This is a genomic window from Streptomyces kronopolitis, assembly GCF_014646275.1.
In the GTDB taxonomy this organism is placed as follows: Bacteria; Actinomycetota; Actinomycetes; order Streptomycetales; family Streptomycetaceae; genus Streptomyces; species Streptomyces kronopolitis.
The window spans coordinates 1-20486 of the sequence record NZ_BMND01000023.1 but is presented as its reverse complement, the minus strand read 5'-3'; the positions used below and the strand labels follow the sequence as shown (position 1 = coordinate 20486).

The following is a 20486-nucleotide window of genomic DNA, read 5'->3' as shown; positions in this document are numbered from 1 at the left end:
CCGCACCACCGGAAGGCAGAACCATGAGCGTCAAGGTCCGCATCCCCACCATCCTCCGCACCTACACCGGCGGCCAGGCCGAGGTCCCCGCCGAGGGCGCGACCCTCTCCGAGGTGATCAGCGACCTGGAGCGCAACCACCAGGGCATCGCGGCCCGTGTGCTGGACGACGCCGGCAAGCTGCGCCGCTTCGTGAACGTCTACGTCAACGACGACGACGTGCGCTTCGAGCAGGGCCTGGAGACGCCGACCCCCGACGGCGCGGGCATCTCGATCATTCCGGCGGTCGCCGGCGGCTGCTGATTTGCGCCAACTCTTCCCCTGCTTGACCGGAATTGCCCCGTCCGCCAGAAAGCGGACGGGGCAATTCCATGTTGTGAAAGGGGATACCATTGGGGTGATCCCCTTCCGGATATCACCGTGCGCGTGTCGAACGCAGAGGAAACAGCGACCAGTTGTGCTCAAAGTGTGAGCAGCTTTTGTCGCTTATGTGTGCTACGCCCGGCCCGACTTGCCCCGAAGAACTGGGATTTCACCTTAAATTGCCGATTCTCCGGCCCCAGATTTCTCGTCCGATTGACCTGTTGCTCTGGGCATCTGTGCAGATACATTCAGCGGCGGTCGACGCGTTCCGGCGCACACCCCACGGGCCTTTCGCGGGGTGAGGTCTGACCCGGGTCCGCGAAGTGCGGTCCTGCGCAAGGGCCAGTAATAGGGGAGTTAGGCATGGCTCAGGGCACCGTCAAGTGGTTCAACGCGGAGAAGGGGTACGGCTTCATCGCGGTCGACGGTGGTGCGGATGTTTTCGTCCACTACAGCGCGATCCAGATGGACGGCTACCGCACCCTTGAGGAGGGCCAGCGGGTCGAGTTCGAGATCTCGCAGGGCCAGAAGGGGCCGCAGGCGGACATGGTCCGGGTGGCCGGCTGAGGCGCCGACCGACTGCTGCGCGAAGAAGGCCCGTGCCCCTTGGGGGTGCGGGCCTTCTGCTGTCCGCCCCGCAGGGGGTCACCCCTCGATGGGCGCTTGCACTCGCACCCCGCGAGTGCTAATCATTGGCGTTAGCACTCTCCGAGTGAGAGTGCTACGAAGGACCGGGTCGGTGAGGCCCGCAGGCCGGGTGGGGCAGGGAACCACCAGGGTTCTGCAGGTCGTCCGTCGCGGGCGCCAGCGCGGTCCGGAGCAATCCTTCCCCACGCTCTCAACTGCGTTCGAGCAGGGGAGACCCCATTAGTCCGGGAGGACCACTTCACATGGCCAAGATCATCGCGTTCGACGAGGAGGCGCGGCGCGGGCTCGAGCGCGGGATGAACCAGCTCGCCGACGCCGTCAAGGTCACCCTCGGCCCCAAGGGCCGCAACGTCGTCCTCGAGAAGAAGTGGGGCGCCCCCACGATCACCAACGATGGTGTGTCCATCGCCAAGGAGATCGAGCTCGAGGACCCGTACGAGAAGATCGGCGCCGAGCTGGTCAAGGAGGTCGCGAAGAAGACGGACGACGTCGCCGGTGACGGCACGACGACCGCGACCGTCCTGGCCCAGGCCCTGGTCCGCGAGGGCCTGCGCAACGTCGCCGCCGGCGCCAACCCGATGGCCCTCAAGCGCGGCATCGAGAAGGCCGTCGAGGCCGTCTCCGCCGCCCTGCTCGAGCAGGCCAAGGACGTGGAGACCAAGGAGCAGATCGCTTCGACCGCCTCCATCTCCGCCGCCGACACCCAGATCGGCGAGCTGATCGCCGAGGCCATGGACAAGGTCGGCAAGGAAGGCGTCATCACCGTCGAGGAGTCCCAGACCTTCGGTCTGGAGCTGGAGCTCACCGAGGGTATGCGCTTCGACAAGGGCTACATCTCGGCGTACTTCGCGACCGACATGGAGCGCATGGAAGCCGCGCTCGACGACCCGTACATCCTGATCGTCAACTCCAAGATCAGCAGCGTGAAGGACCTGCTGCCGCTCCTGGAGAAGGTCATGCAGTCCGGCAAGCCGCTGCTGATCATCGCCGAGGACGTCGAGGGCGAGGCCCTGTCGACCCTGGTCGTCAACAAGATCCGTGGCACCTTCAAGTCCGTCGCCGTCAAGGCCCCGGGCTTCGGTGACCGCCGCAAGGCCATGCTCGGCGACATCGCCATCCTCACCGGTGGCACCGTCATCTCCGAGGAGGTCGGCCTCAAGCTGGAGAACGCCGGTCTCGAACTGCTCGGCCGCGCCCGCAAGGTCGTCATCACCAAGGACGAGACCACCATCGTCGACGGTGCCGGTGACAGCGAGCAGGTCCAGGGCCGCGTCAACCAGATCCGTGCCGAGATCGAGAACAGCGACTCGGACTACGACCGCGAGAAGCTCCAGGAGCGTCTGGCGAAGCTGGCCGGCGGCGTGGCCGTCATCAAGGCCGGTGCCGCCACCGAGGTCGAGCTCAAGGAGCGCAAGCACCGCATCGAGGACGCCGTTCGCAACGCGAAGGCGGCCGTCGAGGAGGGCATCGTCGCCGGCGGTGGCGTCGCCCTGCTCCAGGCTTCCTCGGTCTTCGAGAAGCTGGACCTCGACGGTGACGAGGCGACCGGCGCCAACGCCGTGAAGCTCGCGCTGGAGGCCCCGCTCAAGCAGATCTCCGTCAACGGCGGCCTCGAGGGCGGCGTCGTGGTGGAGAAGGTGCGCAACCTGGCCGTCGGCCACGGCCTGAACGCCGCGACCGGTGAGTACGTCGACATGATCGCCGAGGGCATCATCGACCCCGCCAAGGTCACCCGCTCCGCGCTGCAGAACGCCGCCTCCATCGCGGCGCTGTTCCTCACCACCGAGGCCGTCATCGCCGACAAGCCGGAGAAGGCCGCCGCGGCGGGCGCTCCGGGCGGCATGCCGGGCGGTGACATGGACTTCTGATCCTCGCGGATCAGTCGCCGGTCCTCCCGGACCGCACGTCCAGACGTACGTCGGGGCGGCACCCTCCTCCCAGGGGGTGCCGCCCCGGCGGCGTTTTGCGGGGGGAACGACCGGCGCTACCTGGTGGGCTGCTGCTTGGCGGGCCGCTGGCCGGTGGGTCGCTACCCGATGGGCTGCTGCCCGGTGGGCCCGGTGGGTCGCTGCCGGCGGCGGATGATCAGGCAGCCGGTGAGGCACAGTGCGCCCGCCACGGACAGCAGGACGGCGCCGCAGAGGGTGGCCGGTGCGGGCGGGGCGTCGCGGTCCATGGTGATGACGTAGACGAAATGGTTCGAGCGGGGCGCCCAGGACGGGTGGGGCAGCGGCGGGTAGGAGGACGGTGCCTCGCCGCGCAGGATCAGTGCCACTCCGGCGGCGGCCAGTACGAGGGCGGTGAGCGCCACGACCAGCCTGGCGCGCCAGGGACGGCGTAATCGGATCAGCATGCGGCGACCCTAGTGCGGCGGTCCGACAGGGGGGTGGCTGTCCGCGAGTGAGGTGTGGGGGGCCGGGGGCGGCGGGGGCGGTCCGACGGGGGCGGTGGTCGACAGCGGTGTGGGGGCGGCGGCTCGCCGCTCGGGGCCGGCGGCTCGCTCGGTGTGCTCTCAGGAGGGGCTGACGCGGTGCGGTGGTCCGGCGGCTCGCGCTGTGGGCTCAGGAGGGGCTGACGGTGGTGGGGCTGTTCCTTGCCGGGGCCGGGGCCGGGGCCGGGGCCGGGGTTGGGGCTGGAGCTGGAGCTGGGTCGGGGTCGGCGGTGGTGGTGCCCGTGGGGTCCGTGGTGGCCGTGGCGTCGGTGGGGTGCGTGCTCGTGTGGTGGGCCGGGTTGGGGGCGGTGGTGGGGAGCGGGTCGGTGTTCAGGTCTTCCCGCATCTGTTTGCTGAAGCCGAAGAAGTAGGTGGCGAGGAAGCCGGCGAGATAGCCGGCGAGCAGGCCCAGGGCGTAGACGACGAGGGTGGTGGCGATGCTCTGGTTGCCCTTGACCAGGGGGAACAGGGCCCAGCCCGAGGGGCCGATGGCGGTGGAGCCGACGGTGTCGCCGAGTTGGTTGCACAGGCCGATGAAGCCGCCGCCGAACGCGCCGCCGATGCAGGCGGTGATGAAGGGGCGGCCCAGCGGGAGCGAGACGCCGTAGATCAGCGGCTCGCCGACGCCCAGGAAGCCCGCGGGGAGGGCGGACTTGATGGTCGTACGGATCGAGCGGTTGTGGGGGAGACGGAGGTAGACGGCGATGGCGGCGCCGACCTGGCCCGCCCCGGCCATGGCGAGGATCGGGAGCAGGACCGTGTAGCCCTGCTGCTCAATGAGGGTGGTGTGGATCGGGATGAGGGCCTGGTGGAGGCCCAGCATCACGAGGGGGAGGAACAGGCCGCCCAGGACGAAGCCGGCCAGCGCGCCGCCGTGGGCCAGCAGCCAGGTGGCGGCGGTGCCGGTGGCGGTGGCGACCGCACCCGCCGCGTACATCAGGCCGAAGAGCGTGACCAGGCCGGTGACCAGCACCGTCAGGGTGGGGGTGACCAGGACGTCCAGCGCCTCGGGGATCCGCAGCCGGACTCGCGACGGCCCCCGGCCGAGGGGGATCCCGTCGCGGCACATCTTCTCCACCCGGACGGCGAGCAGGGCCGCGCCCAGCGCGCCGAGCACCCCGCCCTGGCCCGGGGCGAGCTGCTGGCCGAAGGCCGTGACATGGGTGACGCCCGGGAAGACGATGATCGCGGCGACCGCGCCGCCGAGGATCGGAGTGCCGCCGAACTCCTTGGCGGTGTGGAAGCCGACGAAGACGGCGATGAGGGACATGAAGCCGGAGGAGATGGCGGCGAGCGCCGGGACGAGGGACGGCAGCCAGCCGAGGTTGGTCAGCAGGCCGTTGATGCCGGCGACGATGCCGCAGCCGATCAGGGCCGGGATCAGCGGCACGAAGACCTGCGCGATCCGGCGCAGGAACAGCTTCGTGGGCGTGGCGTTCCGGGACTTCTGCCGGGACTTCAGGGCGGCGCCCTGGGCGGCGAGCGCGTCGGCTGTGGTGGGAGTGGCGGCGGGGTCCGGTGACGTGGCCGGGGCGGCGGGTCGGGGCGCGGCGGCGGTCTCCCGTGCGGCCGAGGGGACGCTGGCCGGTTCGGTGGCCGCCGGTTCTGTGGTGGCCGGTTCGGCGGACGGTGGTCCGGCGCGGTGCAGCTCCACCAGGCGGGCGAACTCGGGGGTGACCCGGGCGACGGTCCCCGGGCCCAGCACGATCTGGTACGTGTCGTCCTCGACCACGCCCAGCACGGCCGGGAGCGCCCGGAGGGCTTCGTCCTGGACGAGGGTGAGGTCCCGGATGCCGAGCCGGAGCCGGGTCATGCAGTGGTCGACGGAGGTGACGTTTCCGGCGCCGCCGACGAGTGGGAGGAGCGCGGCGGCGGTGGCACGGTTCTTGTCTTCGGACATAAGTGGCGCCTTGCTGTGGTGACAATTCCGGAAGGGGGGTCGGGGACGGGGGTCCGGCAGGGCGGTTGATGCGGGGTGCGGGGCTCAGTGGGGCAGGGCGGCCTGGAGGGCGGCGCGGAGGTGGCCGTCGGCGGCGTCGAGCAGACGGGCGGCGGTGGGGGCGTCGACATCGCCGAGGAGGGTGAGGATGGCGTTCTTCACCTCGCCGTCCGTGCTGCGGAGCGCGGCCTCGATCTCCCGGTCGCCGGCGCCGGTGGCGAGGGCGACGATCCGGCGTGAGCGGGCCCGCAGCTTCTCGTTGGAGGCGCGGACGTCGACCATCAGATTCCCGTAGGTCTTGCCCAGCCGGATCATGGTGAGGGTCGAGACCATGTTGAGCACCATCTTCTGGGCGGTGCCCGCCTTGAGCCGGGTGGAGCCGGTCAGCAGCTCGGGGCCCACCACGATCTCGATGCCGTGCTCGGCGGCCGCCGCCAGGGCCGAACCGGCGTTGCAGGACAGGCCGATGGTCAGCGCGCCCAGTGAACGGGCGTGTTCGACGGCCCCGATGGCGTAGGGGGTACGGCCGGACGCGGAGATGCCGACGACGGTGTCCATATCGGACACCTTGACCGCGGTGAGGTCCTCGGCCGCGAGGTCCTTGCTGTCCTCGGCGCCCTCGACTGCGGTGACCATCGCGGAGGGGCCGCCGGCGATCAGCCCCAGCACGTCGGACGGGTCGGTGTTGAACGTCGGCGGGCATTCGCTGGCGTCCAGCACGCCGAGGCGGCCGGCGGTGCCCGCGCCCGCGTAGATCAGCCGGCCGCCGCGGGCCATGCGGGCGGCGGCGGCATCGATGGCGGCGGAGATCTCCGGGAGCCGCTCGGCGACGGCGGCGGGGACGGTGGCGTCCTCGGCGTTCATCGTGCGGGCGATGTCCAGGGTGGAGCGGCGGTCGATGTCGGCGAGTTCGGGCCGGAACGCCTCGGTGGTGAGGGTGTCCAGCTCGGCGCGCAGCTGCGCGTGGTCGGCGGGGGAGGTCATGACGTGGCGGCTCTTTCCGGGACGGGCGGGCGTGCGGGGCGGCGCGAGCGGCGTCAGCGCTGGTGGGTGCGGGGGGAGTGGCGGTGGGCGAGGGCTTCGTAGGAGGCGGAGAGCGCCGGGGCGGCCGTCTCGTACGTACGCTGCGCGACGCCTATGAACAGGCAGTCCACGACCAGCAGCTGGCTGGTCCTGGACGACATCGCGGCCGGCCGCAGCTCGCTCTCGCGGGCGCTGGACGTGGTCAGGATGTGGTCGGCGTAGGACGCGATCTCGCCGTCCGGGCGGCCGGTGATGGCGATCGTGGTGGCGCCGTGGTCGAAGGCCGCGCGCAGGGGCTCTATGACATCGGTGGTCCGCCCGGAGTGGGTGATGGCGACGGCGACATCACCGGTCCGCAGCTGCACGGCGTTCGTCACGGCCAGATGCGGGTCCGCGTGCGCATGCGCGATCAGCCCGATGCGCAGCAGCTTCTGGGCGAGGTCCTGGCCGACGAGATGGGAGGCCCCGATGCCGTACACATCGATGCGGCGGGCCCCGGCGAGCGCGCTGACGGCGGCTTCGAGCTGCGTGACGTCCAGCCCGGCCGCGGTGTCGGCCAGGCACTGCTGCTCTTCCTGCGCCAGCTTCGCCACGACATCGGCGAGGGAGTCGTCGACCGCTATGTCCGCGGTCACCGCGGGGGCGCCGCCGGCTTCCTGCTGGGCGGCGAGCGCGGCGAGGGCGAGCCGCAGATCGCGGTAGCCGGGGTAGCCGAGCAGCCGGGAGGTCCGCACGACCGTGGCCTCGCTGGTGCCCGTGCGCTCCGCGAGGCCGGTGACGGTCAGGGCGGCGCAGCCGGCCGGGTCGCTCGCGACGGTCTCGGCGACCCGCTGCATGGAGCGGGTCATCGTCGGGGCGAGGGTGCGGACCTTGGCGGCCAGGGCCGCGGGGGCGGGTGGGGCCGGGGCCGGTCGGGTCTCGACGGCCGGGTCCTTGAAAGTTTCCTTCACGCTGCTGCTCACTCCTGAAAAGTAATTTCATCGAGCGCGTGCGTCAATACCCTCGTGAGTGCTGTGGACAGAGCGCAGGACCCGCCGGCGGCTGTGGACAACTCCGCTCGCCGGCGGAGCGTCGGGAGACAATGGGGCCATGGAGCTGGAACAGGCATTGCACGCCGCGCGGGCGCTGGTGCTCGCCGACCTGATGGCGGACAAGGTGGCCGACGCCGACATCGTCTCGCTCGTGGAGGACGCGGTCGTCCACCGCCGGTGGTGGGTGGAGCAGTGGCCCCAGGGCGTGGAATTCGTCGCAGGACTGATAGCGCAGGACGTCCAGGACTCCCTCCTGGACCGGTACGGCCGCTGGCCGTTGTGTCCCGTGTGCACGGAGTCGGGCGATCCCCATGCGCTCGATGTCGAGCCGGAGTTGGGGCCCGATCCGCATTGGGTCTGCCCCAAGACGGCCGTCGCGGTGGCCCGGGTCGGACGGCTCGGCGCCACGCTGGAGGGCTGAGGCGATCGCGGGTGCGGCGCGCTGACAGGGCGATCCGGGCGGAGAACTGACGTGGCGATCTATATCGATCCGCCCACCTGGCCGGGGCACGGCAGGATGTGGTCGCACCTGGTCAGCGACCGGTCCTTCGACGAACTGCACGCGTTCGCGGCGGGGATCGGCGCGCCCCGGCGGGCCTTCGAGCGCGACCACTACGACCTGCCGGCGGAGCGGTATGCCGAGGCCCTGCGGGCCGGAGCCGTGGCGGTCGGCAGCAAGGAGCTGCTGCGCCGATTGACGGACGCGGGACTGCGCCGCCCCAAGCACCGGCCGGCGCCCCGGCTGTAGGGCACGGCACCGACCGGATCGATCATGCCGACCGGGCCGATCACGCAGACCGCACCGGCACCACGGCGCGACCGCTGCGGGTCGGCCGCGGCTCGGACGGCCCCGCCGCCCCGCAGCCCTGCCGCCTCCGCCGACGCCCCCATCCGTCCGGCTCCCGTCGCGGCGCGTCGCAGCGCCGGCGGGGCAGGGAGCCCGCGCACGATGGGCTGAGCGCGCGCCGTACCGAAAGGGGACAGCCATGCCAGCCGTCGAACCGGGGAACGAGCCGGTCACCGATCTCGCCGCCGACTACAGCAGCGAGGGGGCCGCGGCGACCGGCTGGTCCGCGGCCGTCGGCGGCCTGACCGAGGCGGAGATCTTCTGGCTCACCACCGTCCGCCCCGACGGCCGCCCCCACGTCACCCCGCTGCTGGCCGTCTGGTCGGACGGTGCGCTGCACTTCTGCACCGGACCGGGCGAGCGCAAGGCCAAGAACCTGGAGACCAACACGCACTGCGTGCTGACGACCTCGACCGCCGGCGGCAACGATCTCCATGCGGGTCTTGACGTGGTCGTCGAGGGGGAGGCGGTGCGGCTCCGGGACGAGGCGGAGCTGCACCGGCTGGCCGCGCGGTACGTCGAGAAGTACGGCGGCGACTGGCACTTCGACGTCCGCGACGGGGACTTCCAAGGACAGGGCGGCCGGGCCCTGGTCTTCCGGGTCGAGCCGGTCACGGCCTTCGGGTTCGGCCGGGGCGAGATCTACAGCCAGACCCGCTGGCGGTTCGACGGCGGGGCGTGACCGGGCTGGGGCTGACCGGCAGGGGCACGGATGGCCGAGGTGCGGACGGCCAGGGGTCAGACGGCCGGGGGAGCATCACCCCGTACGCTGCCGCCCGGCCACGCCCCGACCACCCAGCTCAGCCCCGACCACCCAGCTCAGCCCCGCCCTTCTACCCCGCCCAGCTCAGCGCCGCCCGCCTGCCTGGGCCCTCTCCGCAGCCTCCGCAGCCTTCGACGCCTCCGCAGCATCCGCTACCCCTGCTGTCCCCGTCCCCTTCTCGAACCGCACGCTCCCCGTCGCGTCCTGAGTGGGCTGCGACCCGTGGGTTCCTGCCGAGGAGGCGATCAGTCGTGAGGTGTTCGTGGCGCGGTGCAGCCGGAAGGCGAAGGCGGTCAGGATGACGGCGCCCGCCGCCAGCGCGGCGCCGGTCCAGGCCACGGACGGGTAGCCCCAGCCGGCCCCGATGGTCAGCCCGCCGAGCCAGGGGCCGAGGGTGTTGCCGATGTTGAAGGCGGCGGTGGTGGTCGCCCCGGCCAGCGTCGGCGCGGCGTTCGCCACATTGAACATCCGGGCGTTGAGGGCCGGGGCCGTGGTGAACGCGGTCACCCCCAGCAGGAGCGAGAGCGTGACCGCGGCGACCGGGCTCCGCGCGGTCAGCGCCAATACGGCCAGCACGACGGTGGAGGCGGCGATACCGCCGAAGAGCGTGCCGAAGAGATGGGCGTCGGCGATCCGGCCGCCGAGGAACGTACCGATCAGCGCGCCGACGCCGAAGAGCGCCAGCACCGTCGGCACCCAGCTCTCGGCGAGGCCGGCGGTGTCGGTCAGCAGCGGTGAGAGGTAGGAGAAGAGCGCGAAGACCGCGGCGCCGTTCAGCGCCGTGGCGGTCAGCGCCAGCCAGACCTGCTTGTCCTTGTAGATCGTCAGCTCACGGCGCAGCTGCGGGCGGTCCTCGCCGGTCGGCACGGCCGTGCGCGGCACCGCCGCGATCACGCCGACCAGGCCGAGCGCGGCCAGACCGGCCACGGCCCAGAAGGCGGCGCGCCAGCCGGCGTGCTCGCCGAGCAGTGCGCCGGCCGGGACGCCCACGATGTTGGCGATGCTCAGGCCGCCGACCATCACGGCCATCGCCCGGGCCCGCGCGGTGACCGGCACCAGCGAGACCGCGACCGCCGCGCCGACCGCCCAGAAGCCGGCGCAGGCCAGCGCGCTCAGCACCCGTGAGACGAACAGCACGCCGTAGGAGGGGGACAGCGCGCCGGCCACCTGTCCGAGGCCGAAGAGGGCGAGCAGCGCGATCAGCGTCGTCCGGCGCGGGAGCCGGAGGGTGGCCGCGGCGAGTACCGGGGCGCCGACCACCATGCCGATCGCGAAGGCGGAGACCAGCAGTCCGGCCTGCGGTATGGACACCCGCAGATCGCGGGCGAGCGGCTGGAGGATGCCGGAGAGCATGAATTCCGACGTTCCAAGGGCAAATACGGACAGACCGAGGACGTAGACGGCGAGGGGCAGGCGGGTGCGGTCGGGCGGTGCGGGCATATCAGCTACTAACCACGGTAGGACGACGTGCATTCCGGGAGCGGGCACCCTCTAGGGCGGTCCCTAGCTGCCGCGCGCCCGGGGGGCGAGCACGTCCGCGTCGGCGCGGCGGCTCCAGAGGGTGGGCGAACCGGCGGCTTCCCGGCCGAAACGGGTGTCCGCGGGTGGGCCGGTCGGGTGATTGTGTGTCTGATGGGTTGGTTGACTGTCGTTCCGGTCGCCTAATGGGTGCGAACCGGTGGGCTGCCCATCCCTCCCGGAGGGGCAGGCCGCCGTGCGGTCGTTCGGTTCGTGTGTGCTGTGTGGTGCGGTCCTTCCGGGAGCAAGGCGTTGTGGTGCCGACGTTGTCCGGCGTTGTGCGTATCGCAAGCCCAGGTAGCCCCGCTCAGAGCGGACGAAAGGCTCCCCCCCCCATGAACACGCACGCTCAACCGTGGCTGTCACCGCAGATCTCCACACTCCTCGCCCAAGGACAGGCAGCGGCTGGACCGGCCGCGCTCGTACCCGCCGGTGCGGTGGGATCGCAGCAGTACACGCTGCTTGCCGCCGTCACCATCCCCGTCGGCACCAACCCCTTCGCTGTGGCGGTGGCCCCCAACGGCAACGTCTACGTCCCCAACTTCTCCACAAGCAATGTGACGGTGATCGACAGTGCCACCAACACTGTCCTCACCACCCTCCCGACCGGCAGCGGCCCGCGCGCGGTGGCGGTGGCCCCCAACGGCAACGTCTACGTCGTCGACTTCTCCACGGATCAAGTCACGGTGATCAGCAGTGCCACCAACACCGTCCTGACCACCCTCCCCACCGGCATCGGCCCGAACGCGGTGGCAGTGGCCCCCAATGGCAACGTCTACGTCACCAACGGGAATACGGCCAATGTGACGGTGATCAGCAGTGCCACCAACACCGTCCTCACCACCCTCCCCGCCGGCAACACCCCCAACGCGTTGGCGGTAGCTCCCAACGGCCGCGTTTACGTCACCAACACGGGCTCCAATAACGTGACGGTGATCGACAGCGCCACCAACACCGTCCTGACCACCCTCCCCGTCGGCACCCAGCCGGCTTTGGTGGCCGTGGCTCCGAACGGCAACGTCTACGTCGCCAACAGTGGTTCGGACAATGTGACGGTGATCAGCAGTGTCACCAACACCGTCCTGACCACCCTCCCCGCCGGCAGTCAGCCGGGGGCGGTGGCGGTCGCTCCCAACGGCCGCGTCTACGTCGCCAACCTCGGTTCAAATGATGTGACGGTGATCGACAGTGCCACCAACACTGTCCTGGCCACCCTCCCCGCCGGCACCGGTCCGATCGCGGTGGCGGTGGCGCCCAACGGCATCGTCTATGTCATCAACAGCGGCTCCAACGACGTGACGTTGATCAACAGTGTCACCAACACCGTCCTGACCACCCTCCCCGCCGGCGACGGCCCCTTCGCGGTGGCGGTCGCCCCCAACGGCAACATCTACGTCCCCAACTTCAACTCGAACGACGTGAGCGTCTTCCCGCCGGTGCCTCAGCTGACCTCCCTCAGCCCTGCGCAGGGAGTACCCGCCGGGGGCAACACGGTGACCCTCACGGGCACCAACCTGACCGGCGCGAGCGTGGCGTTCGGCCCGAATGCGGGGACGAACGTAATGGTCAGCGCCGACGGGACGTCGTTGACGGTGACGGTCCCGGCCGGGTCGGGGACGGTGCCGGTGACGGTGACCACCCCGGGCGGGCCGAGCAACTCGCTGAGCTACACCTACGCCCTGCAGGCGGCGTCGGTCACCGTCAGTTCGGTGAGCCCCAACCCGGCAGCCTGCGGCCAGCCGATCACGCTGACAGCGACCGTGGCCACCGTCCCGCCCGGCGGATCCCCCGCGCCCACCGGCACGGTCACCTTCATCCTCAGCGATGACGGTCCTCCCCTGACCGGCGCCCTCAACGCCATGGGCCAGGCCACCGCCACCCTCACCACCCCGCTGACCGCCGGTACCCACCAGGTCGTCGCGGTCTACAACGGCGACGGCAACTACCAGGGCGCCGGCTCTCAGCTCGCGCCGCTGACCGTCACCGCCTCGGCGACCACCACCACCGTCACCGCCGTCCCCAACCCCTCCACCACGGGCCAGTCGGTGCAGGTCTGCGCCCAGGTCACCGCGACCGCACCCGGCGCCGGCATCCCCGTCGGCACCGTGACCTTCACCGGCCCCGGCGGCCTCAACCAGACCGTCCCGGTCAACGCCACGGGCCAGGCGTGCTTCAGCTCCACCACCCTGCAATCGGGCACCGTCCAAGCCACCTACAACGGCCAGGCATGCTTCACCGCCTCGTCCGGCTCGGTGGCCGTGACCGTACAGCCGCTCTCCACCTGCGTGATCACCGTGACGCCCCCGTCCGGAACGATCACGGTGGGACAGGCGACCACGCTGACCGCCACCGTCACCTGCAACGGCGTCCCCGTGCCCAATGCGGCGGTGACGTTCACCAGCAACGGCCTCGCCATCGGCACCGCGCTCACCAACGCCTCCGGCATCGCCACCACACCGGTGACGTTCACCGCGGCGGGCGTCAACACCGTCACCGCCACGGTCACCGCGGCCGGGACCGCGTGCGCGTGCACCAACGTCACGTCCACGCCGATCACCGTCACCGTCCAGCCCGCCGGCGGCACCCTCACCGCCCAGCCGGCCTGCTACCGGCTCAACTTCCCCCCGCTGCCCTGGTCCTACGCCACCGCCACCCTCCTCGCCACCGGCGCGACGCCCGGAGCGGTGATCACCTTCCACTCCGGCGGGGCCAACGGACCCGTGCTGTGCACCGCCGTCGCCGACAGCTTCGGCAACGCCACCTGCAAGGCCGTCATCACCCCCGTGCAGAGCGGCCTCGGCTACACCGCGACCACCCCCGTCCCCGGCGGCTTCCTCACCTCCACCAGCACCCTGCACCTCTGCCTCTGACACCCCACCGCTCCCGTACGGCCCGAGCCGTCCCCCGTCACGCAACTACGGGGGGCGGCTCGCTGCCTAGGCCCCCCGCAGCAGATCCAGCTCCGTGGTGAGGTTGCGGCGGGCGGGGTGTTCCCAGAGGTCGTAGCCGCGGGGGGTGCGGAACAGGCGGGGCAGGGAGAGGAGTTGGCTCAGCACGGCGGAGCGGCCGGCGGTGAAGTCGGGGTCGGGGACGAAGCCGTACTCCTCGCGGACGGCGGCGGCGTAGGCGGCGTACCGTTCGGGGGAGCCGGCCAGTACGGCGAGGTCGGCATCGCACAGCACCTCGCCGTCGGGATCGTCGGGCGCCGGATCGTGGGTGACGGTCAGCCGCACCAGGCGGGCGACCTCGGCCGTGCGGGCCGCCCCGACGCCCAGCTCGGGCAGCGCGCGCTCGGCGAGGGACGCGCTGCGCTCCTCGTTCTCGGAGCGGTCCGGGCGGTAGACCGCGTCGTGGAACCACGCCGCCAGCTGCACGACGGTCAGGTCATCGGCGTACTCGGCCAGTTCGTCGATGCGGTAGAGGACTTCGGCCAGATGCTCGACGGTGTGGTAGCGGCGCTGGGGCTCGCTCCAGCGGGACAGCAGGTCGTCGGCGTACGGGGCGGGGTCGGGGGCCGTGGGGTGCTTGCGGCCGCGGGCCTCGGCGACGGTCAGGGACCAGCGCTGCCGCAGCTCCGGCGTCGGGTCGGTGGTGTCTGCCGTACGGGACACGGGAGTCATGCCAGCCATTGTGCCCCGACGCGGGGTGGCCTGAAAAAGAGCCGGGGGCGGTCGGCCGGGTCGGCGTTCGGGGGAATCCGGTCGTGGGGGTGGCGAAGCGGTCCCCGGAGGGGCGGACGGCCCGTACTCTGGGATATTGGACTAGACCTCTTGGGGTTCCGGTCCCGTCACGCCGTCGTCGGAGGATTGGGTCATATGAGCAAGCGCGCGCTGCTGGAGGTGATCGCGCTCGACCCGCGGGACGCGGTCGCCGCCCAGGCCGGCGGAGCCGATCGCCTGGAGCTGGTCACGGACATGGCGGCCGACGGGCTCACCCCGCCGCGGGCCGTCTTCGCCGCGGTCCGGGCGGCCGTCGGCCTGCCGCTGCGGGTGATGCTGCGCGCCACGGACGGCTTCGCGGCCGGTGCGGTGGGGGTGCTGTGCGCGGAGGCCGAGGCGCTGCGGGCGGAGGGCGCCGAGGAGTTCGTCCTCGGATTCCTGACGCCGGACGGGCGGCCGGATCTTGCCGCGGTGGCGGCGCTGGCCGAGGTGATCGACGGCTGCTCATGGACCTTCCACCGGGCCATCGACCGGGCCGCCGACCGGGACGCGCTGCGCAAGGAGCTGTCGGCGGCGCCCGGGACCGCGGGCCTCGACACCTATCTGACGGCCGGCTCCGCGCGAGGCGTGGCCGAGGGGCTGCCCACGCTGCTGGCCGAGCAGGCGCGCACGGCGGCGGGCGAGCCCGGGTACGCGCCGCGGATCCTGGTCGGCGGCGGCCTCGGCCTCGACCACCTGCCGGAGCTGCGCGCGGCCGGCCTCGACGCCTTCCACATCGGCGGCGCCGCCCGCCCGGCCGGCTGGTCCGCGCCGGTGGACGCGGCGGCGGTGGCGCGGTGGCGGACGGCGCTGGACCGCGCGGTGGGCTAGGCGGTGGGCCAGGGGGCCGCACCGCCCCGTGCCGTGGGTTTCTTACATCCTTCTCACAACCGCACGCCACCGTGGGGTCTCATGAGGACCAAACGCATTGCTGTCGGTGTCGGGATCGCCGTGACGATGGGCCTGACGGGCGCGGCCGTGGCCTCCGGGGCGCCCGCTCCGGAGTCCGGCAAGGCCCCGGCCGCCGCGACCGGAAAGAAGACGGCGAAGAACTACCTGTACTCCTCCATCGGGGACTTCGACGCCAACGTCAAGCCGCTGCTCGATCGCCCGGACGTCGCCGGTGTGCAGCTGGTGGTGCCGTGGAAGGCGATGGAGCGGAAGAAGGACCAGTACGACTTCTCGGAGATCGACCGGGCGCTGAAGTATGTGCAGGACCGCCACAAGAAGCTGTTCATCCAGGTCCAGGACCGGTTCTTCCAGGCGCCGTCCCGGCTCCCGGACTATCTGAAGGATCCGGAGTACAAGGGCGGCGCGGCGCCGACCAAGAACGACAACGGCCTCGGCCCCGGCAAGGCCGGGACGGTCGCGGCGCAGTGGAATCCGCAGGTGCGGGACCGCTTCCAGAAGCTGCTGAAGGCGATGGCGCAGAAGTTCGACGGCCGCCTCGCCGGGGTGAACCTGCCGGAGACCGCCACCGAGGTGGACACCAAGAAGGACCACACCGGCTACAGCGACGACGCCTACTTCAAGGCGGAACTCGACAACATGGCCTACGGCAAGAAGGTCTTCACCAAGACGCAGTTCATCCAGTACGTCAATTTCTGGCCCGGTGAATGGAACAACAGCCGCAAGTACATGAGCCGGACCTTCGAGTTCGCCAAGAAGCACGGCATCGGCCTGGGCGGGCCTGACGTCCTGCCGGGCGCCAAGCCGCAGCTGGAGAACTCGTACCCCTTCTTCAAGAAGTACCGGGGCCAGCTCCCCATGGTGGCCATGGCCGTCCAGGAGCCCGACTTCGAGTACAAGAACCCCGAGACGAAGAAGCCGTACACCCGGCAGGAGTTCGTCGACTTCGGCTCGAACACCCTCGGCGCGGACGGCCTCTTCTGGGCCACCAGCGCGCCCTGGCTCCACAAGCCGGCGGCACGCTAGCGGCCCCCGGCCCCCGGCCCCGTTCCCCCGTCCCCCTCGGTCCCCGGCCCCGGCCGGGGGCGGCTCCGGCCTCAGCCGTCCGTCAGCCGGTCGGGCAGGGCCGCCGCATGGACCACCGTCAGGCCCGACACCGGCCGGGTCAGGCACACGTACAGCCGGCGCAGCCCGGTCCGGTCGTCGGGTTCGCCGTCGACGATCGCGGCCGGCTCGTCCAGGACCACGTAGTCGTACTCCAGGCCCTTGGCGAGGGTGGCCGGCACCAGCGTCAGGCGGGCGGCGGCCGAGGTCTCCTCGCCCGGTGCCAGGCAGGTCACGCCGGCCTCCTCCAGGGCCGCACGCAGCGTCGGAATGCGGGCCTCCGCGGCGATCAGGCCGATCGAGCCCTCCTTGCGCAGGGCGTCGTCGCAGGCCGCGAGGGTGGCGGCGGTCAGGTCCGCCGGTGCGACGGTGCGGATCTCGAAGTCGCCCGCCGACTCGCGGATCGAGGTGGCCTCCGCCAGGTCGGGGGCGATGGCGGGCAGCAGCCGGGACGCGTAGGAGATGACCTCGCGCGGGACGCGGAAACCCTGGGTGAGCTCCTCGACGGCCGCATCGGGCTTGCCCAGATGCCGCAGCGCCTCCTGCCAGGTGTCGGTCGCCCACGGGGTGGTGCCCTGGGCGATGTCCCCCAGGATCGTGGCCGAACCCGTCGTGCAGCGGCGGCCGACCGCGCGGTACTGCATCGGGGAGAGGTCCTGCGCCTCGTCCAGCACCACATGGCCCAGCGAGTGGGTGCGCGCGACCACGTCCATCGCCTCGTCGATCAGCACCGCGTCCGCCGAGGACCACTTGGCGCTCTTCACGCTGCGGGCCGGCTTGGCCCACAGGATCGTCTTCTGCTCCTCGGGCGTGAGGATCCCCTCGGCCTGCGCGGCCAGGAACTCCGCGTCGCCCAGCAGCCGCAGCACCAGCTTCGCCGGATCGACCGGCGGCCAGACGGCCTTGACCGCGGCCTTCACCGCGGGGTTGCGGGCCACCGCGTCCTGCACCCGGTCGTCGGGAGCCTCGCCGGCCTGCTCCATGCGGACGAGCACGGCATGCGCGATCCGCTGCGGCAGCGCGTCGCGGGCCGCGCCGTAGCGGATGTCGCGGTCCATCAACTCCCGCACGATCTCTTCGAGTTCGTAGGCCGGGATCCGCCAGCGGCGAGAGCCGCGCACGACCACACAGGGCTCCTGGGGCGGCGTGATGTGCGAGCGGATCGCCCGCCGCAGCACCTCGGCCATCCGCGCGTCGCCCTTGACCGTGGCCGCGGCCGCCTCGTCCGTGCCGCGCACCTCCACATGCCCCACCAGGTCGTCGACGGTGGCCTGCTTGACCTCCAGCTCGCCCAGGGCCGGCAGCACCTGCTCGATGTAGTGGAGGAACGAGCGGTTCGGGCCGATGACCAGGGTGCCGGAGCGGGCCAGCCGCTCGCGGTGCGCGTACAGCAGATAGGCGACCCGGTGCAGGCCGACCGCGGTCTTGCCGGTGCCCGGCGCGCCCTGGACGCAGACCGAGCCGGCGATGCCCGCGCGCACGATCTCGTCCTGCTCCGGCTGGATGGTGGCGACGATGTCCCGCATGGGGCCGACGCGCGGGCGCTCGATCTCGGACTGGAGCAGCCGGCTGGTCTGCTCCGCCTCGGCCGGGTCGGTGAGGTGCTCGTCCTCGTAGGCGGTCAACTCGCCCGCGGTGTAACCGAAGCGGCGGCGCAGCCGCAGGTCCATCGGGTCCTTCTTGGAGGCCCGGTAGAACGGCTGGGAGACGGGGGCGCGCCAGTCGATGACCATGGGGTCGCCGTCGGCGTCGTGGACGTGGCGGCGGCCGATGTAGAAGTTCTCTCCCGCGGCGCCTTCCGCGAGGTCGAGGCCGGGCGCGTGGAGGTAGTCGAGGCGGCCGAAGAACAGCGGGGTGTGGGACAGGTCGGCGAGCGCCTTGATGCGTGCGTCGATCTCGCCCTGGAGCACCTCGGCGTTGACCCAGTTCGCGGTCACATCGGCGATGTTCAGCGCCTCGGCGTCCCGGCGCATGGCGCGCAGGGCGGAGCGGGAGGCGGCGAGGTGGCCCTTCTCGCGCTGGAGCGGGTCCTCGGGCGCCGCGGCGGGGCGCCCGGCGTGCGGCGGTTGCGGTGCGGGACGGTGGGCGTGCGAGGGCACGGCGTTGCCTCCGGTGGCGGTACGTCGGCGGGCGCGTCACGGTGGTCGGGCGCGGCGGGCCGGTGGCGGTGCGTAGCGCAGGTCCTGCGGTGCGCGGGTCAGCGGCGTGAAGCAGAAGAGCCGGCCGGTTTCCGACCGGGCGGCGGCACTCCTCGACGGAGGCAGGCAGACGCGCGAGTGTAGTGGGCGGTCCGGGACGGCGCCAACGGATTAAAACGGGGTCACCGCGGCGGGGAGCCGGGGACGGCGGGGCCCGGCCGGTAAATCTCCCGTAGGGGGTGGGATAGGCCTGGAGGCTGACGTTCGGCCCGCCAGGGATGGACCTATGGACCGATGTGCGGCAGTCGCGTGAATTTCATCATGGAGACATGAGCAGCGCAGCGATTCCCCCAGCATCCGTCCACCCCTCCCTCCACCCGGCCAAGGGCGCCACCGCCCTCGGCGGCGACCCCGGATCCGGCGCGGCGCCCGGCCACGAGCACCGCCATGTCGTGGGCAACGTCCTTCGCGCGATCAAGGTCTTCGCCGGGGCCGCCTTCGGCGTCGCCGTCATGGGCGAGTACGCCGACGACTGACCCCGCGGCCGCCGAATGGAGCCGAACGCGTCACCATTCCGGCAGCAAGCCGACAAAAGACGCACAATCGCGGTCGGGAAACCGCCGCCCCACCGGCACGGGACGGGGCGCGGTCACCAGTGAGCAGCCGACCCGCGTCGACATCCAGATGACCGGAAACCGCTACGGCCGGTCGGCCTCGATCCACTAGCGTCGCCCGCGAGGGCGCGCTCAGCGCGTAACGGGGAGGGGTCAAGGGGTGTCTGCCGCCTGTGGGCCGGAGAAGCCGAGACGGGTCCGGGCGGGGAGCATCGCCCGCCACCGCCGCCTGCTGCTCGCAGCGGCCTTGCTCATGGTGTCGCTCGCCGGATTCTGGGCGCTGCACCACATCCAGCAGATGCCGATGTCGGACATCGTGGTCTACCGCGCCGAGGGCCAGGCCGCCGCGGCCGGCGGTGACCTCTACGGCTTCACGGTCAGCAAGTGGAATCTTCCGGCCACCTACCCGCCGTTCGCCGCCGTGCTGTTCATACCGACGACCTGGCTCCCGCTCGGTGTCCTCAAGATCCTCGGCGTGCTGCTCAACACGGCCCTGCTCGGGCTGCTCGTCCACCTCTCCTGCAAGGCCGCCGGCCTGCGCCGGGCCGCCCGCGACGTGCCCTTCCTGCTCGCCGCCACCGCCCTCGGCCTCTGGCTGGAGCCGGTGTTCCAGACCTTCGTCTTCGGCCAGGTCAACCTCGCGCTGGCCTGCCTGGTCCTGTGGGACCTCGGCCGGCCCGACGGCGCCCGCCTCAAGGGCTTCGCCACCGGTCTCGCGGCCGGGATCAAGCTCACCCCCGCGCTCTTCGCCGTCTATCTCCTGATCACCGGCCGGGTGAAGGCCGCCTGCACCACCCTCGCCGGGTTCCTGTGCTCGGTGCTGCTGGGCTGGCTGGCTCTGCCCGACGCCAGCGTCGAGTACTGGACCCGCCGGATGTTCGAGACCGGCCGCGTCGGCAAGGCCTGGATCGTCGACAACCAGTCCCTCCAGGGCCTGGTCACCCGGGTGCTGCACGACCCCGCGCCCGGCCTGCTGTGGGCGGTGCCCGCCGTGCTGACCGCCGCGGCCGGGCTGTACGCGGCCCGCCGGGTGTACCTGCGGCGCGGCCTGGACCACTGGGGCGTGCTGTGCACGGCCGTCACGGCGCTGCTGGTCTCGCCGATCAGCTGGTCCCACCACTGGGTCTGGTGCGTGCCGCTGCTCGTCACGCTCGCCGCGCACACCCGGGGCATCGCCTGGCGCAGGGCGCTGCTGGCCGCCACCACCCTCGCCTTCGCCGCCCGGACAATGTGGATCACTCCGCACGCCGGCTCGCTCGATCTGCATCTGCCCTGGTGGCAGCAGCCGTTCGCGGCCCCGTACCCGGTGCTGGGGCTCGGCCTGCTGGCGGCGGTGATCTGGTGGACGCGCCGCCCGTCCGGCGTTCCCGCCCTCGCGGGCGGCGGCCGGCTGCCCGCGCCGCGCGCCGAGCGGCAGCTGTCCGGCCGCTCCCCGGCGGCGTGAGCCCCGGCGCCCGGCCG

18 protein-coding genes are annotated in these 20486 nt (G+C 72.0%); 11 read left to right on the top strand and 7 right to left on the bottom strand.

The genetic code is table 11. The annotated features are described in order from the left end of the window. Window positions 1-23 precede the first annotated feature (23 nt). The 3 genes from IEY78_RS22980 to groL all read left to right on the top strand — a co-directional run bounded on the left by IEY78_RS22980 (window position 24) and on the right by groL (window position 2878). Window positions 24-302 carry a MoaD/ThiS family protein gene (locus IEY78_RS22980; RefSeq protein WP_189101192.1) on the top strand — a complete coding sequence of 93 codons (279 nt, stop codon included), beginning with the start codon at window positions 24-26 and terminating at the stop codon, window positions 300-302. Window positions 303-725: 423 nt separating this feature from the next. Continuing rightward, complete coding sequence (locus IEY78_RS22975; protein WP_003986833.1) at window positions 726-929, top strand: cold-shock protein; 204 nt, start codon at window positions 726-728, stop codon at window positions 927-929. A 323-nt stretch (window positions 930-1252) separates the two neighbouring features. Beyond that, on the top strand, window positions 1253-2878 hold the full coding sequence (gene groL, locus IEY78_RS22970; RefSeq protein ID WP_006603858.1) for a chaperonin GroEL: 1626 nt from the start codon (window positions 1253-1255) through the stop codon (window positions 2876-2878). A 161-nt stretch (window positions 2879-3039) separates the two neighbouring features. Here the strand turns inward: groL and IEY78_RS22965 are convergent, their stop codons facing one another. The 4 genes from IEY78_RS22965 to IEY78_RS22950 form a co-directional block, all read right to left on the bottom strand. Beyond that, window positions 3040-3363 carry a hypothetical protein gene (locus IEY78_RS22965; protein WP_189101190.1) on the bottom strand — a complete coding sequence of 108 codons (324 nt, stop codon included), beginning with the start codon at window positions 3361-3363 and terminating at the stop codon, window positions 3040-3042. Window positions 3364-3571: 208 nt separating this feature from the next. Then, the gene (locus tag IEY78_RS22960; RefSeq protein ID WP_189101188.1) at window positions 3572-5341 is read right to left on the bottom strand and encodes a PTS transporter subunit EIIC; all 1770 of its coding nucleotides are present in this window, start codon (window positions 5339-5341) and stop codon (window positions 3572-3574) included. An 84-nt stretch (window positions 5342-5425) separates the two neighbouring features. Then, window positions 5426-6364: an N-acetylmuramic acid 6-phosphate etherase gene (gene murQ, locus IEY78_RS22955; RefSeq protein ID WP_189101186.1), complete on the bottom strand. Its 939-nt coding sequence runs from the start codon at window positions 6362-6364 to the stop codon at window positions 5426-5428. 53 nt (window positions 6365-6417) lie between these two features. Then, window positions 6418-7365: a MurR/RpiR family transcriptional regulator gene (locus IEY78_RS22950; protein WP_189101184.1), complete on the bottom strand. Its 948-nt coding sequence runs from the start codon at window positions 7363-7365 to the stop codon at window positions 6418-6420. A 127-nt stretch (window positions 7366-7492) separates the two neighbouring features. Here IEY78_RS22950 and IEY78_RS22945 point away from each other — a divergent pair, with 127 nt between their 5' ends. The 3 genes from IEY78_RS22945 (at window position 7493) to IEY78_RS22935 (ending at window position 8963) form a co-directional block, all read left to right on the top strand. Beyond that, window positions 7493-7855, top strand: a complete 363-nt coding sequence (locus tag IEY78_RS22945; protein ID WP_189101182.1) for a DUF8819 family protein — start codon at window positions 7493-7495, stop codon at window positions 7853-7855. Between the two features lie 51 nt (window positions 7856-7906). Then, window positions 7907-8182, top strand: coding sequence for a DUF4031 domain-containing protein (locus IEY78_RS22940; protein ID WP_189101180.1), 276 nt, complete (start codon window positions 7907-7909; stop codon window positions 8180-8182). A gap of 238 nt (window positions 8183-8420) precedes the next feature. After that, the gene (locus tag IEY78_RS22935) at window positions 8421-8963 is read left to right on the top strand and encodes a pyridoxamine 5'-phosphate oxidase family protein (RefSeq protein ID WP_189101178.1); all 543 of its coding nucleotides are present in this window, start codon (window positions 8421-8423) and stop codon (window positions 8961-8963) included. A 165-nt stretch (window positions 8964-9128) separates the two neighbouring features. Here the strand turns inward: IEY78_RS22935 and IEY78_RS22930 are convergent, their stop codons facing one another. Beyond that, window positions 9129-10484, bottom strand: a complete 1356-nt coding sequence (locus IEY78_RS22930) for a Cmx/CmrA family chloramphenicol efflux MFS transporter (protein WP_189101176.1) — start codon at window positions 10482-10484, stop codon at window positions 9129-9131. Between the two features lie 413 nt (window positions 10485-10897). On the opposite strand from IEY78_RS22930, the gene IEY78_RS22925 reads away from it, so the two are divergent. Further along, on the top strand, window positions 10898-13432 hold the full coding sequence (locus IEY78_RS22925; RefSeq protein ID WP_189101174.1) for an Ig-like domain repeat protein: 2535 nt from the start codon (window positions 10898-10900) through the stop codon (window positions 13430-13432). A 66-nt stretch (window positions 13433-13498) separates the two neighbouring features. Here the strand turns inward: IEY78_RS22925 and IEY78_RS22920 are convergent, their stop codons facing one another. Continuing rightward, the gene (locus tag IEY78_RS22920) at window positions 13499-14182 is read right to left on the bottom strand and encodes an HD domain-containing protein (RefSeq protein WP_189101173.1); all 684 of its coding nucleotides are present in this window, start codon (window positions 14180-14182) and stop codon (window positions 13499-13501) included. Between the two features lie 195 nt (window positions 14183-14377). Here IEY78_RS22920 and IEY78_RS22915 point away from each other — a divergent pair, with 195 nt between their 5' ends. Together IEY78_RS22915 and IEY78_RS22910 are read left to right on the top strand one after the other, a co-directional pair. Beyond that, a complete protein-coding gene (locus IEY78_RS22915; protein WP_189101171.1) occupies window positions 14378-15091 on the top strand; it encodes a copper homeostasis protein CutC in 714 nt (237 codons plus the stop codon). A gap of 81 nt (window positions 15092-15172) precedes the next feature. Further along, a complete protein-coding gene (locus IEY78_RS22910) occupies window positions 15173-16195 on the top strand; it encodes a hypothetical protein (RefSeq protein WP_229700124.1) in 1023 nt (340 codons plus the stop codon). Between the two features lie 71 nt (window positions 16196-16266). On the opposite strand, the gene IEY78_RS22905 is transcribed toward IEY78_RS22910, so the two are convergent. Further along, window positions 16267-18372, bottom strand: a complete 2106-nt coding sequence (locus IEY78_RS22905) for a HelD family protein (RefSeq protein ID WP_189101169.1) — start codon at window positions 18370-18372, stop codon at window positions 16267-16269. 368 nt (window positions 18373-18740) lie between these two features. Here IEY78_RS22905 and IEY78_RS22900 point away from each other — a divergent pair, with 368 nt between their 5' ends. Both IEY78_RS22900 and IEY78_RS22895 read left to right on the top strand, forming a co-directional pair. Next, on the top strand, window positions 18741-18947 hold the full coding sequence (locus tag IEY78_RS22900; RefSeq protein ID WP_189101167.1) for a hypothetical protein: 207 nt from the start codon (window positions 18741-18743) through the stop codon (window positions 18945-18947). Window positions 18948-19272: 325 nt separating this feature from the next. Then, on the top strand, window positions 19273-20469 hold the full coding sequence (locus tag IEY78_RS22895; protein WP_373294223.1) for a glycosyltransferase 87 family protein: 1197 nt from the start codon (window positions 19273-19275) through the stop codon (window positions 20467-20469). The last annotated feature ends 17 nt before the right edge of the window (window positions 20470-20486 follow it).